The sequence below is a fragment of the Micromonospora sp. NPDC093243 genome (genome assembly GCF_044753725.1).
Taxonomy (GTDB): domain Bacteria; phylum Actinomycetota; class Actinomycetes; order Mycobacteriales; family Micromonosporaceae; genus Micromonospora.
The window spans coordinates 1-14,464 of sequence record NZ_JBIVNT010000009.1 but is presented as its reverse complement, the minus strand read 5'-3'; the positions used below and the strand labels follow the sequence as shown (position 1 = coordinate 14,464).

At 72.8% G+C, this 14,464-nt stretch carries 11 protein-coding genes and 1 pseudogene; 5 read left to right on the top strand and 7 right to left on the bottom strand.

The features are described 5' to 3' along the window. Window positions 1–114: 114 nt before the first annotated feature. Window positions 115–834: a TIGR03936 family radical SAM-associated protein gene (locus ACIP9D_RS27005; RefSeq protein ID WP_350874208.1), complete on the bottom strand. Its 720-nt coding sequence runs from the start codon at window positions 832–834 to the stop codon at window positions 115–117. Window positions 835–1,017: 183 nt separating this feature from the next. Beyond that, window positions 1,018–3,024, bottom strand: a complete 2,007-nt coding sequence (locus tag ACIP9D_RS27000; protein WP_350873953.1) for a TIGR03960 family B12-binding radical SAM protein — start codon at window positions 3,022–3,024, stop codon at window positions 1,018–1,020. Between the two features lie 433 nt (window positions 3,025–3,457). Here ACIP9D_RS27000 and ACIP9D_RS26995 point away from each other — a divergent pair. After that, window positions 3,458–4,561, top strand: a pseudogene (locus ACIP9D_RS26995) (hypothetical protein); the annotation flags it as partial. Between the two features lie 48 nt (window positions 4,562–4,609). Here ACIP9D_RS26995 and ACIP9D_RS26990 read toward each other — a convergent pair. After that, a complete protein-coding gene (locus ACIP9D_RS26990; protein WP_350873951.1) occupies window positions 4,610–5,305 on the bottom strand; it encodes a lysophospholipid acyltransferase family protein in 696 nt (231 codons plus the stop codon). 247 nt (window positions 5,306–5,552) lie between these two features. Here ACIP9D_RS26990 and ACIP9D_RS26985 point away from each other — a divergent pair, with 247 nt between their 5' ends. Together ACIP9D_RS26985 and sigJ are read left to right on the top strand one after the other, a co-directional pair. After that, window positions 5,553–5,984 carry a carboxymuconolactone decarboxylase family protein gene (locus ACIP9D_RS26985; RefSeq protein WP_400451248.1) on the top strand — a complete coding sequence of 144 codons (432 nt, stop codon included), beginning with the start codon at window positions 5,553–5,555 and terminating at the stop codon, window positions 5,982–5,984. Next, window positions 5,981–6,859 (top strand): RNA polymerase sigma factor SigJ, encoded by an 879-nt coding sequence (gene sigJ / locus ACIP9D_RS26980; RefSeq protein WP_350873949.1) that lies wholly within the window; start codon window positions 5,981–5,983, stop codon window positions 6,857–6,859. The genes ACIP9D_RS26985 and sigJ overlap by 4 nt, the downstream gene beginning before the upstream one ends. A gap of 38 nt (window positions 6,860–6,897) precedes the next feature. Here sigJ and ndk read toward each other — a convergent pair whose 3' ends face one another. After that, window positions 6,898–7,320, bottom strand: a complete 423-nt coding sequence (gene ndk, locus ACIP9D_RS26975) for a nucleoside-diphosphate kinase (protein WP_350873947.1) — start codon at window positions 7,318–7,320, stop codon at window positions 6,898–6,900. Between the two features lie 143 nt (window positions 7,321–7,463). Here ndk and ACIP9D_RS26970 point away from each other — a divergent pair, with 143 nt between their 5' ends. Further along, window positions 7,464–8,807: a VOC family protein gene (locus tag ACIP9D_RS26970; RefSeq protein WP_350873946.1), complete on the top strand. Its 1,344-nt coding sequence runs from the start codon at window positions 7,464–7,466 to the stop codon at window positions 8,805–8,807. A gap of 433 nt (window positions 8,808–9,240) precedes the next feature. On the opposite strand, the gene ACIP9D_RS26965 is transcribed toward ACIP9D_RS26970, so the two are convergent. From ACIP9D_RS26965 to ACIP9D_RS26955, 3 genes are read right to left on the bottom strand one after another with little or no spacing between them, the layout of a single operon-like run. After that, window positions 9,241–9,600: a DUF4233 domain-containing protein gene (locus ACIP9D_RS26965; RefSeq protein ID WP_350873945.1), complete on the bottom strand. Its 360-nt coding sequence runs from the start codon at window positions 9,598–9,600 to the stop codon at window positions 9,241–9,243. Then, window positions 9,597–10,931, bottom strand: a complete 1,335-nt coding sequence (locus ACIP9D_RS26960; protein WP_350873943.1) for a folylpolyglutamate synthase/dihydrofolate synthase family protein — start codon at window positions 10,929–10,931, stop codon at window positions 9,597–9,599. The genes ACIP9D_RS26965 and ACIP9D_RS26960 overlap by 4 nt, the downstream gene beginning before the upstream one ends. Next, a complete protein-coding gene (locus ACIP9D_RS26955) occupies window positions 10,928–13,546 on the bottom strand; it encodes a valine--tRNA ligase (RefSeq protein WP_350873942.1) in 2,619 nt (872 codons plus the stop codon). Before ACIP9D_RS26955 ends, ACIP9D_RS26960 begins: the two co-directional genes overlap by 4 nt. 69 nt (window positions 13,547–13,615) lie before the next feature. On the opposite strand from ACIP9D_RS26955, the gene ACIP9D_RS26950 reads away from it, so the two are divergent. Then, window positions 13,616–14,299 carry a hypothetical protein gene (locus tag ACIP9D_RS26950; protein WP_350873941.1) on the top strand — a complete coding sequence of 228 codons (684 nt, stop codon included), beginning with the start codon at window positions 13,616–13,618 and terminating at the stop codon, window positions 14,297–14,299. Window positions 14,300–14,464 lie beyond the last annotated feature (165 nt).

Sequence of the window (14,464 nt, the reverse complement as noted above, 5' to 3'; positions counted from 1 at the left end):
CTGCCCCGGGCGCGGGTGAGCGCTGCCACGCAGGGTCGCCGCAAAGTGTTTCCGCCGGGCGCGCGAGGTGCGCGACCGCCGAAGTCTGCCTATCTTCCGAGCGCTGACCGTCGGTCAGTGCCCACCGATGGTTGCCCCGTCGCGGTCCGCATCCAACGGATCCACGATCGCGCCCTGCGCGGTCAACGTGCCCTGAGCCAGCCGGGTCACTCGCGGTGGAACCGGCGGCTCCAGGTCGGCCACCACGCGGAGGCCGGAAAGGACGTCATCGGGTCGTACGGACGGGGTGACCTGCCGCACGACCACTTCGAGTATCGCACACGGTACGGCCGGTCCCCCGGAAGGAGTCGCTGTCGGCGCCGCCACATCGATGGCGATGACCGCCTGCCGCGCGTCGAAGGTGCGACGTCCCTGCTTGGTCATCCGCTCGACCAGCACCTCGTCGACGGCGGTGAAGGCCTCCACCGCGGCGCGCAGCGTCGCCGGCTCGATTCCCGGCAGCTCGATGCGCCAGTCCGACGCCTCGATCCGGTCGGGCAGGCTGCCGCCGGTCGCCACCACCGCGTCCAGCACGTCGAGGCCGGGCGAGAGGGCGGCGTCCAGCGCGGCGCGCAGCGCGGCCGGGTCGACCGGTGCCTGCAGACCGATCTCCAGGTACTCCGCCTCGCTCGCCACGCCGGTCGGCGCGGCGCTGGCGTACGAGATCTTGGGGTGCGGGGTGAAGCCCTGCGAGTAGGCGATGGGCACACCGGCCCGACGTACGGCCCGCTCGAAGGCCCGGGCGAAGTCCCGGTGCGAGGTGAATCGCAGCGGCCCGCGCTTGGCGTACCGGATCCGGACGCGCTGGACGACCGGCGCCTGCCCGCCCTCCGGCTGTGGTCTCTTACTGATCGTCGTGCTCCTCGCTCGGTCAGTCACGCGTTGATCATGAAGTTATTGTCCGCGACACGCCGTACCGGTGACAACAACTTCATGATCAACGCAGCTGGGCCCCGCGTGGGGGCCAGCGGGGACTGGTCAGGGGTGGGCGGGGGTGGCGGGGGTGACGCTGGGGACCTTGAGGCCGGAACCGGCGATCGGGGTCAACGGGAGCAGTTTCTTCCCGGTCGGGCCGATCTGGATCTCGGTGTCCATGGCGGGGCAGACGCCGCAGTCGAAGCACGGGGTCCACCGGCAGTCGTCCTGCTCGTACTCGGAGAGGGAGTCCTGCCAGTCCTGCCAGAGCCAGTCCTTGTCCAGCCCGGAGTCCAGGTGGTCCCAGGGCAGCACCTCAAGCTCGTCGCGCTGCCGGGTGGTGTACCAGTCGAGGTCCACCCCGAACGCCGGCAGCATCTCGGCCGCGGCGTCCACCCAGCGCTGGTAGGAGAAGTGCTCGCTCCAGCCGTCGAAGCGGCCACCGTTCTCCCAGACCTTGCGGATCACCGCGCCGACCCGGCGGTCACCGCGACTGAGCAGGCCCTCGATCAGCGACGGCTCGCCGTCGTGGTAGCGGAAGCCGATCGCCCGGCCCAGCGAGCGGTCGGAGTTGATCTCCTGCTTGAGCATCTTGAGCCGGTTGTCGATGACCTCCGGCCGCTCCATCGCCGCCCACTGGAACGGGGTGTGCGGCTTCGGCACGAACCCGCCGATGGAGACCGTGCAGCGGATGTCCTTCGACCCGGTGGCGGCCCGACCGGCCTTGATGACCTCGTGGGCCATCCGGGCGATCTGGAGCACGTCCTCGTCGGTCTCGGTGGGCAGGCCGCACATGAAGTAGAGCTTCACCTGCCGCCAGCCGTTGGTGTAGGCGGTGACGACGGTGCGGATGAGGTCCTCCTCGGACACCATCTTGTTGATCACCTTGCGGATCCGCTCCGACCCGCCCTCGGGGGCGAAGGTCAGGCCGGTCCGCCGCCCGTTGCGGGACAACTCCTGGGCCAGGTCGATGTTGAACGCGTCGACCCGGGTCGACGGCAGCGACAGCGAGACGTTCGTGCCCTCGTACTGCTGGGCGAGGCCCGAGCACATGTCGCCGATCTCGGAGTGGTCGGCGGAGGAGAGCGAGAGCAGGCCCACCTCGTGGAAGCCGGAGAACTCCAGGCCCTCGCGGACCATCTGACCGACCGTGGTGATCGACCGTTCCCGCACCGGTCGGGTGATCATGCCGGCCTGGCAGAACCGGCAGCCCCGGGTGCAGCCCCGGAAGATCTCCACCGCGTACCGCTCGTGCACCGTCTCGGCGAGCGGCACCAGCGGCTTCTTCGGGTACGGCCAGGCGTCCAGGTCCATCGTCGTGCGCTTGTGCACCCGGAACGGCACGTCCGCCCGGTTCGGCACGACCCGCTGGATCCGGCCGTCGGGCAGGTAGTCCACGTCGTAGAAGCGCGGCACGTAGACGCTCTCGGTGCGGGCCAGGCGCAGCAGCAGCTCGTCGCGCCCGCCCGGGGAGCCCTCGGCCTTCCACTCGCGGACGATCGTGGTGATCTCGAGGACCGCCTCCTCGCCGTCGCCGAGCACGGCGGCGTCGATGAAGTCGGCGATCGGCTCCGGGTTGAACGCCGCGTGCCCGCCGGCCACGATCACCGGGTCGGCGTCGGTGCGGTCGCCCGCCAGCATCGGGATGCCGGCCAGGTCGATCGCGGTGAGCAGGTTGGTGTAGCCCAGCTCGGTGGAGAAGGAGATGCCGAACACGTCGAAGTCGCGTACCCGGCGGTGCGCGTCGACGGTGAACTGCGGCACGCCGTTCGCGCGCATCAGCGTCTCCAGGTCCGGCCAGACCGCGTACGTCCGCTCGGCGAGCACGTCGGGCAGCTCGTTGAGCACCTCGTAGAGGATCTGCACGCCCTGGTTGGGCAGACCGACCTCGTACGCGTCGGGGTACATCAACGCCCAGCGCACCGTGGCCGCGTCCCAGTCCTTGACCACCGCGCCCAACTCGCCACCGACGTACTGGATGGGCTTGGTCACCTGGGGCAGCAGCGGCTCCAGCCGGGGCCAGACGGAGTTGGCCGCGACAGGGCGCGGCGTCGTGGACGGGACGCTCATGAAGCCCAAGGGTACGCGCCCGTCCGGCAATGGCCGCGCGCAGTGCGCGGCATCCCGGCGGTGGGCGGATCGCCGAAACTGGCACCCCGGTACTAACCTCGGACCGGCGCGAGAGGAGATTGCCGCGATGCCGGAGCCGCAGCCGGGCGCAGACCGGCCGGCCGACGGGAAGACCCCGGGCACGGAGCCGGACCGCGATCCGACCGTCGCCGGGGAGGGGACCTCCTCCCCCGTACCGCCGGAGGGCGTGTCCCACCCGGGCCCACCGACCCCGCTCGAGCCGCAACCCGGCACGGCGTCTGGTGACGACGGCGACCGTCGGCCCGCCGAGCCGCAGCCGGCGAGCGAGTCGGCGAGCGAGTCGGCCGGCCCCGAGGGCACCCGGCCACTCACCGAGCCGGCGGCCGACCCGGCGGATCCCGCCAGCGACGACGGGGCGGCGTCGGACGGTCCCTCCGGCACCCGGCGGCTACCCGTCGCCGAGGCCGCGGGCGATCCGACACCGCCACGGTGGAGCGGCTCCGCCCCGGTGCCGCCACCGCCACCGCGCCGGCGCGCCTGGGGCGAGTCGGCCGAGCCGACCCCGGTGCCGCCCGCGCCGCCGGAACCTCCCGAGCACCGGGTTCCGGTCGACCCGTGGGCCGGCGCGGACACCGGCGGCTGGGAGCTGCCCTCGGCCGAGCTGCCGCCGCTGCCGCCGACGGTCTCCTATCCGGCGCCCCCGCCGACCCGCCCGTACTCGGGACCACCCGCGCCGGTCCCCCCGCCGCCGGTCTCGCCGGCGCCCCACGTTCCGCCACACCAGGTCGCGCCGCGCCATCCGGCACCGGCCCCGCCGGTCGCGCGACCTCCGGTGCCGGCCCGCCCGGCGCCGCCCGCCCCGCCGGCGCCGCCGAAGCAGCGCCGGTCGAAACGGTCGCCCGCCCCACCGCCGGCCGCGCCGCCGCCCGACTGGCGTGCCCCCAAGGGGTACGTCCCGGTGCGCAAGCGGCGCCGCTGGCCGTGGCTGCTGCTGCTCACCCTCGCCTGCTGCTGCGGCTGCCCGGCCTACTACGGCATGCCGATCTCGGCGCAGTATCCGGCGAAGGCCAGCCTCCCGGGTCGGGTGGCCGACCTGTCGCTGCGCGAGGACAGCCGCAGCGAGCAGGCCGCCCGGCAGTTGGAGACCGAGGTACGCAAGGCGCACTGGCTCGCCGAGGACACCTTCGCCGGCGTCTACACCACGGCGGACGGCAAGCCGGTGACGGTCTTCGGCGGGACCGGCTTCCGGCTGACCCCGGAGGCCGACGCGGACGACGAGATCACCCGGCTGACCGAGCAGTACCAGCTCGACGCCGCCGAGAAGGTCGACACTGGCGTACGCGGCCGGCACGAGCGCTGCGCGGTGGGCAGCGCCGACGGCACCGACGTGGTGGTCTGCACCTCGGTCGACCACGGCAGCATCGCCACCGGAGTCTTCACCCGGCTCTCCGTGCAGGACAGCGCGGCCCTGCTCGACACCCTGCGCGGACAGATCGTGACGGCCGGCCGGAACTGAGGCCGGTCCGATCGGGCCGGGCGGCTCCGTGTCGGCGGGACGCCCGGGTCAGGCCGGGCCCTCGCGGGTCGGGTCCGGGTGGGCGCGCGGCGGGGCGTACCGGGAGACGTACTCCTGGCCGGTGAGCTTCTGGATCTCGCTCATCATCTCGTCGGTCATCGCGCGCAGCGAGGTGCGGTCGTCCGGCCGGCCGGTGAAGTCCAGCGGCTTGCCGAACCGCACGATGACCTTGCCCGCGCCCGGGCGTGGCAACCGCGCACCGATCGGCTGCACCTTCTCGGTGCCGATCATGCCGACGGGAATGATCGGCACGCCGGCGGAGATGGCCAGCCGGACCGCGCCGGTGCGCCCCCGGTAGAGCCGCCCGTCCGGCGACCGGGTCCCCTCCGGGTAGACCACCACCAGGTCGCCGCCCTTGAGGGCCGGGATGGCCGCGTCGAAGGCGGTGAGGGCAGCGCGCCCGCCGGCCCGCTCCACCGGGATCGCACCGAGCCCGGTGAGGACGAACTTGGAGAACGCCCCCTTCAGGCCGACGCCCTTGAAGTACTCGGACTTCGCCCAGAACGCCAGGTGCCGCGGCACCACCGTGCCCACGAAGAGCTCGTCGGCGACCGAGAGGTGGTTGCCGGCGAGGATCGCCCCGCCGGTCTCCGGCACGTGCTCCAACCCCTCCACGGTCGGCCGGAAGGCCAGCCTCATCGTGGGCCCCACGGTGAGCTTGCCGATGGTGTAGAGCAGCGGCACTGGTCCTCCGGCGAGTCGTGTACGAAGCAGGCGGTGTCACGGTAGCCGACGACCCCCCGCCACCCCGAACGGGTGGCGAACCATCCGGGTGCACTACGTGGCGATCCTGCTCGGCTGCCCCGGGCGGCGGGAGGGCGGATCTGCCCCGGCACGGCATGACCAGCGTCACGCCGCCGGTTGTCACGGCACGCCCCGGCCGATCCGTCGTGACGGTGTCGGATCTATCAGGGAGGTAGTCGTGCAGCGGATGAACCCCGCCGAGGTGGCGCCGCAGGCGTACCAGGCCGTCATGGGGATGGAGAAGTACGTCCGGGCGAACGTCGAGCACACCGTGCTGGAGTTGGTGAAGCTGCGGGCCTCGATGCTGAACGGGTGCGCGTACTGCGTGGACATGCACAGCCGGGACGCCCTGGCCAACGGCGAGTCGAGCCGGCGGCTCTTCGCCGTGGCCACCTGGCGCGAGGCACCGTTCTTCGACGAGCGGGAGCGGGCCGCGCTGGCGCTCACCGACGCGGTCACCAAGCTCGGTGAGCACGGCGTGCCCGACGAGGTGTGGGACACCGCCGCGAAGGTCTGGTCGGAGAAGGAACTGGCCGACCTGGTCATCGCGATTGCCACAATCAACGTGTGGAATCGGATCGGCGTGACGATGCAGTTGGAGCCTCCGGCGCAGGTGTGACGACTGCTTCGGCAGCAGAGGCGGCCGGTGCGCTCCAGGCGCACCGGCCGATGCTGCTCGGCCTCGCCTATCGCCTGCTCGGCAGCCGGTACGACGCGGAGGACGTGCTCCAGGAGGCGTACCTGCGCTGGCTGGACGTGGACCGCTCGGCGGTGGCGGAGCCCCGGCGCTACCTCTCCCGGGTGGTCACCCGGCTGGCCCTGGACCGGCTGCGAGTCCGGCAGGCGGCACGCGAGACGTACGTCGGAACGTGGCTGCCGGAGCCGGTGCCGACCGAGTCCTCGCCGTTCGGTCCGTTGGACCGCGCCGAGCTACGCGACTCGCTCTCCACCGCGCTGCTGCACGTGCTGGAGCGGCTCACCCCGCCGGAGCGTGCGGTGTACGTCCTGCACACCGCCTTCGACCTGCCGTACGCCGAGATCGCCGAGATCCTGGACCGGACCCCCGAGGACTGCCGGCAGCTGCACCACCGGGCGGCCACCCGGGTACGGCAGGAGCAGCGCCGGTTCACCGCCAGCCGACCCGAACGGGAACGGCTGCTGGACGCGTTCCTGGCCGCTGCCCGGGACGGGGACCTGGCGACGCTCACCGGCCTGGTTGCCAGGGACGCCACGGCCTGGAGCGACGGCGGTGGTCGGGTGTCGGCCGCCCGCAACCCGATCACCGGCGCGGACCGGATCGCCCGGTTCTTCGCCGGGATCTACGGTCCACACCGCCGGTGGACGGCGCGCCGGCTGGAGCTCAACGGGGAGCCCGCCGTGCTGCTCACCCGCGCGGACGGCAACCGGTACACGCTGAGCGTCACCGCGGCCGACGGCCTGATCACCGGCATCTACATGGTCGGCAACCCGGCGAAGCTACCGCCCACCGACTGAACCGGGCGCCGTCCGCCGGCGTCGGTGGCGGTGGGGGTTCAGCCCAGCTCGGGGAACCAGAGCGCGATCTCGCGCTTCGCGCTGTCCGTGGAGTCCGAGGCGTGCACGAGGTTCTCCCGGTTGGACAGGGAGAAGTCGCCACGGATGGTGCCGGCCGTCGCCCGCCGTCCGTCGGTGGCCCCGACGAGCCCGCGGACCACCTCGATGACCTGGTCGCCGGAGAGCACCAGGGCGACCAGCGGGCCGCCGGTCATGAAGGCCTTCAGCGGCGGGTAGAAGGGCTTGTCCACGTGCTCGGCGTAGTGCTCGTCGGCCAGCGCGGCGTCCATCGTCCGGGTCACCATCGCGTCGATCCGCAGCCCCTTGCGCTCGAAGCGGGAGATGACCTCGCCCACCAGCCCGCGACGGACCGCGTCGGGCTTGATCAGTACGAGGGTGCGCTCGTCGGGGGTGCTGGACACGCTGGGTTCCTCCTGTGCGCGGAAGACGGTCGGGCTGGGTACGGTCAGCCTAGCGACCCGGTCCCGGCACCGGCGCGGCGGCTGGCCTTTCCCCCGGTGGCCGCCGCGGCCTAGCCTGGCCCTTGACCCCCGGGAGGTCCACAGTGGCGAATGGCGGGAGCCGACCCATCGCGCCGGTACGCAAGTTGATCGCCGCGGTGCTCGGCACCGTGGCCACCTTCGTGATCCTCTTCGGCCTCGGCATGACCAGCTGGGCCATCGTGGCGCTCGGGGTCGCCCTGTTGGTGCTGGCCATCGCGCTGGCCACGGTCCGGGGCGGCGGGCGCACCTGGGTGGTCGGCGAGGGGCACGTGCACAGCGCGTCCGAGCCGCCCACCCAGTACGCGTTCGGCCGGTGCGAGCTGCAGCTGGTCATCGACGCGCCCGGGCTGCCGCCGCGGAGCAAGAAGATCATCGAGCCGCGGGTGCCGGTCGCCAAGTGGCCGTCGCTCGGCCAGACCCTGCCGATCCGGGTCGCCCTGGACGACCAGCGGCACGTCCGGGTGCTCTGGGACGAGGTGCCCACGCACGCCGAGACCGCCGCCGCGGCAAGCGCAGACCTGCCGCCGGAGTACGCCGGGGCCGAGCCGATCGACGAGATGCTGATCGAGCAGGACGCCCCGCCGTGGGCCGGGCGCTCCGCCGAGGACGACTTCCGGGACGACTTCCGCGACCCGCTGGCCCCCGACCCGGTGCGCGACGAACCGGTCGGCCCGCCCGAGGAGCGCGAGCCGGTGGTGGTGCACCAGCGCCCGGGCGGCCCGGTCGTGCTGGAGGGGACGCTGGTCGAGCAGCCGGCGGCCAACCCGCTGCCCCGCCGGGCCACCCCGGCCCCGCGCTCGCCGGCCGAGGAGCAGTTCGACGCCCCTGCCGAGGCCGCGGCCGGGCCCACCGCCCCGGCGGACCCGCTGGACCCGCCGGACCCGCTGGACCCGCTCGACCTACCGCTTGACGATCCCGCGCCCACCCGCCAGCCGGCCAGGGACGCGCAGGTCAGCCCGGAGGAGCTGGACGAGGCGATCTTCGGTTACGAACCGGAGGCGGCCGCGACCGACCCGATCGTGGCGGGCGCGCCGATCAGCGGGGTCGGGCTGACCCTGCTGGTCACCGACCTGTCCCGCTCGCTCGACTTCTACCGCGGCAGGCTCGGCTTCACCGAGGTCGACCGGGGCGCCGGAAACGCCGTGCTCGCCTCCGGGACGACCCGGCTGGTGCTGCGCGAGGTGACCGAGGCCGCCCCGGTCAGCCGCCGGCTGGTGCACGTCAACCTCGAGGTGGACGACATCCAGGCGGCGTACGAGCGGCTGCGCGACACGGGCGTGCGCTTCACGTACGCGCCCCGGGTGGTGAACCGGGGCACGAAGCTGGAGGTGTGGGCCGCCGCCTTCCGGGATCCCGACGGCCACGGCATCGCGCTCACCCAGTGGCGCGAACGCGCCGAGGCCTGACTCGACAGTCGCGTCGTCAGCGGGTGACCGGTGGCGGATGTACCGCCCGGGTTGACGGTGCTCGTCGCTGTCGAACTGCTCCAGATATGAACATCCGCCCCGTGCCTGCACCCGCACCCGTGCTGGTGCTGGTGCCCGTGCCGGTGCTGGTGCCCGTGCCGGTGCCGGTGCCGGTGCCGGTGCCGGTGCCGGTGCCGGTGCCGATGCTGGTGCCGTGCCGTGCCGTGCCGTGCCGTGCCGTGCCGTGCCGTGCCGGTGCTGGTGCTGGTGCCGTGCCGGTGCGGGTGCGGGTGCGGGTGCTAACGCCGGCGCCGGTGCCGGTGGTTCAGATATGGAGCAGATCGACAGCGTCCGGTTGCACCGGCCCACGGAGCATGGATGCCACCTCCACAAAACCGGCCACCCCACGCCTCAGCCCAGGACCACCCGGACCTCAGCCCAGGATCACCCGGCGGACGTGCAGGGCGTAGGCCCATACCAGGGCGAAGATGACGCCGAGCGCGAGCAGCGACCAGTGCAACAGGCCGGCGAGCATCAGCAGACCCTGCAGCACGGTGCCCGCGTGCCAGGCCCACGGCCGGCGCATCATGCCGGCCAGCACCACCGCCGCCACGGCCAACGCCACCACCACGCCGATCGCCGCACCACCCAGGTCGCCGCCGATCACCCGGATCGGCTGGATGGCGAGCAGCAGCACCAGCGCCTCGATGGTCAACGCGCCCGCGCCGAGACCGCGCACCGCCCGCTCCGGGTTGCGCAGCCCCGAGCGCCGCGGCTGCTCCGGCTCGCTCATCGCTTCAGCAGCCGGCGTGCGTCGGCCACGGTCACCACCGACCCGGTGATCAGCACGCCTACCCCACTCAACTCGCCGGGTACGTCCTCCTCGGCCAACGCGACCGCCGTCTCGATCGCGTCCGGCATCTCCTCGGCCACCTCGACCCGGTCCGGGCCGAACACCTCGGCGGCCAGCTCGGCCAGCTCGGCGGTCGGCATCGCCCGCGGCGAGCTGTTCCGGGTGACCACGAGCTGGTCGACCACCGGCTCCAGCAGCTCCAGCAGGGCCGGGGCGTCCTTGTCACCGAGCACGCCGACGACCGCGACGAGCTTGCTGAAGGCGAACTCCTCCTGGAGCGCGGTGACGGTCGCGGCCATCCCGTGGGGGTTGTGCGCGCCGTCGAGCAGGATGGTCGGCGCGCTGCGTACCCGCTCCAGGCGACCGGGCGAACTGGCCGTCGCGAAGCCCTCGCGGACGGCCTCGATGTCGAGCTGGCGGCGGGTGCCGGCGCCGAGGAACGCCTCGACCGCGGCGAGCGCGACGGCCGCGTTCTGCGCCTGGTGGGCACCGTGCAGCGGGATGAACACCTCTTCGTAGACACCGCCCAGCCCCTGCAGGGTCAGGACCTGGCCGCCGACGGCGACCGCCTTGCGCAGCACGCCGAACTCGGAGCCCTCCCGAGCGATGGTCGCGCCGACCTCGGCGCAGCGCTCCAGGATCGGCCGGGCCGCCTCCTCCTCCTGCGCCGCCGAGATCACCGTGGCGCCGGCGTGGATGATGCCGGCCTTGTGCAGCGCGATGTCCTCGACGGTGTCGCCGAGCCACTCGGTGTGGTCCAACCCGATCGGGGTGATCACGGCCACCCCGGCCTGGAGCACGTTCGTCGAGTCCTCGGCGCCGCCGAGGCCCACCTCGACCACCGCCACGTCGACCGGGGCGTCGGCGAAGGTGGCGAAGGCCATCGCGGTGGTCATGTCGAAGTAGGTCAGCGGCTCGGCCGAGCGCTCGTCGACCAGCCGGGCCAGCGGGGCGATCTCCCGGTAGGTGGCCGCGAAGCGCTCCTCGCTGACCGGCTCCCCGTCCAGGCTGATCCGCTCGCGCACGGTTTCCAGGTGCGGGCTGGTGTAGCGGCCGGTGTGCAGCCCGAACGCCCGCAGCAGCGAGTCGATCATCCGGGCGGTCGAGGTCTTACCGTTGGTGCCGGTCAGGTGGATCGACGGGTACGCCCGCTGCGGGCTGCCGAGCAGGTCGAGCAGGGACTCGATCCGGTCCAGTTCGAAGACCATCCGGGTGAAGCCCCGCTCGGCCAGTTCGGCCTCGACCTTGGCGAAGTCGGAGTGATCGGTCACGAGGGCAGCGCCTCCAGGGCAGCGTCGATGCGGAGCAGATCGGCCTCGGCGGTGGCGAGCCGGTCACGGATCTTGGCGACCACCGGTTCGGGCGCCTTGCCGACGAAGGCCGGGTTGTCGAGCTTGCCCCGAGCCTGCGCGACCTCCTTCTCGGCGGCCGCGCGGTCCTTGGTCAGCCGGGCCCGCTCGGCGGCCACGTCGATCGAGCCGCGGGTGTCCAGCGCCACGCTCACCTCGCCGGGCATCGCCAGCGTCGCGCTCGCCTGGAACCCGTCGGCGGCCGGGTCGAGCCGGGCCAGCGACCGGATCAGCGGCTCGTGCGCGGTGATCCCGGCCGTGGTGAGGCCGTCCAGCCGCGCGGCGACCCGCTGGGTGGGGCGCAGCCCCTGGTCGGAACGGAACCGCCGGATCTCGGTGACCACCCGCTGCACCGCGCCGACCTCCGCCTCCGCGGCGTCGTCGAGCCGGGCCCGGTCGGCCACCGGCCAGGGCGCCCGCATCACCGTCTCGCCGCCGGTGAGCGCGATCCAGAGCTCCTCGGTGACGAACGGAATGATCGGGTGCAGCAGCCGCAGCAGCTGGTCGAGCACGTGGCCGAGGACCCGGCGGCTGACCTCGGCCGCCGGCCCGCCCTCGGCGAGCACCGGCTTGGACAGCTCTACGTACCAGTCGCAGACGTCGTCCCAGGCGAAGTGGTAGAGCAGGTCGCAGACCTTTGCGAACTCGTACGCCTCGAACTGCTCGTCCACCTCGGCGGTCACGTGCGCCAGCCGGGACAGGATCCACCGGTCGACGGTGGACAGCTCCTCGGCGGCCGGCAGCGGGCCGTCCGCCCGGGCGCCGTTGATCAGCGCGAACCGGGTGGCGTTCCAGAGCTTGTTGCAGAAGTTGCGGGAGCCCTGGCACCACTCCTCGCTGACCGGCACGTCCTGGCCGGGGTTACCGCCCCGAGCCAGGGTGAACCGGGTGGCGTCGGCGCCGTACCGGTCGATCCAGTCCAGCGGGTCGACCACGTTGCCGAACGACTTCGACATCTTCTTGCCGAACTGGTCGCGCACCATTCCGTGCAGGGCGACCACGTCGAACGGCGGCCGGCCGTCCATCGCGTAGAGGCCGAACATCATCATCCGGGCGACCCAGAAGAACAGGATGTCGTACCCGGTGACCAGCACGCTGGTCGGGTAGAACTTCGCCAGCTCCGGGGTCTGCTCGGGCCAGCCGAGCGTGGAGAACGGCCACAGGCCGCTGGAGAACCAGGTGTCGAGGACGTCCTCGTCCTGGTGCCAGCCCTCGCCGGTCGGCGGCTCCTCGTCGGGGCCGACGCAGACGATCTCGCCCGCCGGGCCGTACCAGACCGGGATGCGGTGCCCCCACCAGAGCTGGCGGGAGATGCACCAGTCGTGCATGTTGTCGACCCAGGCGAAGTAGCGCTTGGCCAGCTCGGCCGGCTCGATCCGGACCCGCCCGTCGCGCACCGCGTCACCGGCGGCCTGGGCCAGCGGGGCGGTGTTGACGAACCACTGCAACGACAGCCGCGGCTCGACCGTCGTACGGCAGCGCGAGCAGTGCCCGACCGCGTGCACGTACGGGCGCTTCTCCGCGACGATCCGTCCCTGCTCCCGCAGGGCGGCGACGATCGCGGGTCGGGCCTCGAAGCGGTCCAGCCCCTCGAACGGCCCGGGCACGGTGATCACGCCGCGCTCGTCCATCACGGTCAGCGAGGGCAGGTCGTGCCGCTGGCCGATCTCGAAGTCGTTGGGGTCGTGCGCCGGCGTCACCTTGACCATGCCGGTGCCGAAGCTCGGGTCGACGTGCGCGTCGGCCACGATCGGGATGCGCCGGCCGGTGAGCGGCAGCTCGACCTCGGTGCCGATCAGGTGCCGGTACCGCTCGTCGTCGGGGTGCACCGCCACCGCGGTGTCGCCGAGCATGGTCTCGGCCCGGGTGGTGGCCACCACCACCTCGTCGCTGTACCGGATGGAGATCAGCTCACCGTCGTCCTCGGTGTGCTCGACCTCGATGTCGGAGAGCGCGGTCAGGCAGCGCGGGCACCAGTTGATGATCCGGTTGGCCCGGTAGATGAGGCCGTCGTCGTACAGCTTCTTGAAGATCGTCTGGACGGCCCGGGACAGGCCCTCGTCCATGGTGAAGCGCTCGCGGTCCCAGTCGACGGAGTCGCCGAGGCGGCGCATCTGGCCGAGGATGGCCCCGCCGGACTCGGCCTTCCACTGCCAGACCCGCTCGACGAACTTCTCCCGACCCAGGTCGTGGCGGGACAGCCCCTGGGCGGCGAGCTGCCGCTCGACGACGTTCTGGGTGGCGATGCCGGCGTGGTCCATGCCGGGCAGCCAGAGCGCCTCGAAGCCCTGCATCCGCTTACGCCGCACCAGGGCGTCCTGAACGGTGTGGTCCAGGGCGTGGCCCATGTGCAGCGAGCCGGTCACGTTCGGCGGCGGGATGACGATGGTGAAGGGCGGCTTGTCGCTCTGCGTGGTAGCCCGGAAGTGGCCGGCGGCTACCCACTGCTCGTACCGTCGCTGCTCTACCTCGCCCGGCTGGTACTGGCCGGGCAGGGTGGGGGCGTCGGGGCGTCGGGCATCCAGTCTCTCGGTCACCTGACAAGTCTACGGAGGGGTTCGGCGGACCTGACGTGCGCCACCGATGGTTCGCGTACGGTGTCGGCTATGTCCGACGCACATCTCACCGAACGTCCGCTCGGCGACGGACCGGAGCCCGTCGAGCTGACCGAGGAGCCGATCCAGCTGAGCAACCGGGACCCCGGCGCTGCGCCCGAGCCGCGGGCGACCTGGTCGCGGCGGAAGCGGATCGGCTGGGCCGTGGCGCTCGCGGTCGGACTCGCGGGCGCCGGCGCCCTCGGCGTGGCCGGCTGGCGGATCGCCGACCAGAAGGACACCCGGCTGGCCACCCCGGACCGGGTGGCCGGGCTGACCCGCGACGACACCGAGCGGGCCCGCAGCACCGCCGACTACCTGCGCAGCGGCTTCGCCGCCGACATCGAGCTGGACCGCAGCTTCGGCACCGTCTACCGCGACCCGGCCGACGACAAGCGCTCGGTCCTCGTCTTCGGCGGGACCACCCTGCTCTGGCAGCCGGAGCGGGACCTGGACAGCCTCTTCGGCCTGATGGCCGACGAGACGGGCAAGGTGGATGGCCTGCGCGAGGTGCCCGCCGGCGACCTGGGTGGCGTGATGAAGTGCGGTACCACCAGCGGCGAGGGCGGCGACTTCGCCGTCTGCGGCTGGGCCGACCACGGCAGCGTGGTGATGGGGATGTTCCCCGGCCGCGCCGTCGACGACGCCGGCGCGCTCTTCCGCGACCTGCGCGCCGGCATCCAGACCCGCGGCTGACCGCGGGCGCCGCCTCACGCGGTGTCTTTCGCCTGACGCAGAAACGCCGTCAGGGCCACCCCAGATTGGAGTGGCCCTGACGGGAACGATTGTCCGGCGGCGTCCTACTCTCCCACACCCTCCCGAGTGCAGTACCATCGGCGCTGGAGGGCTTAGCTTCCGGGT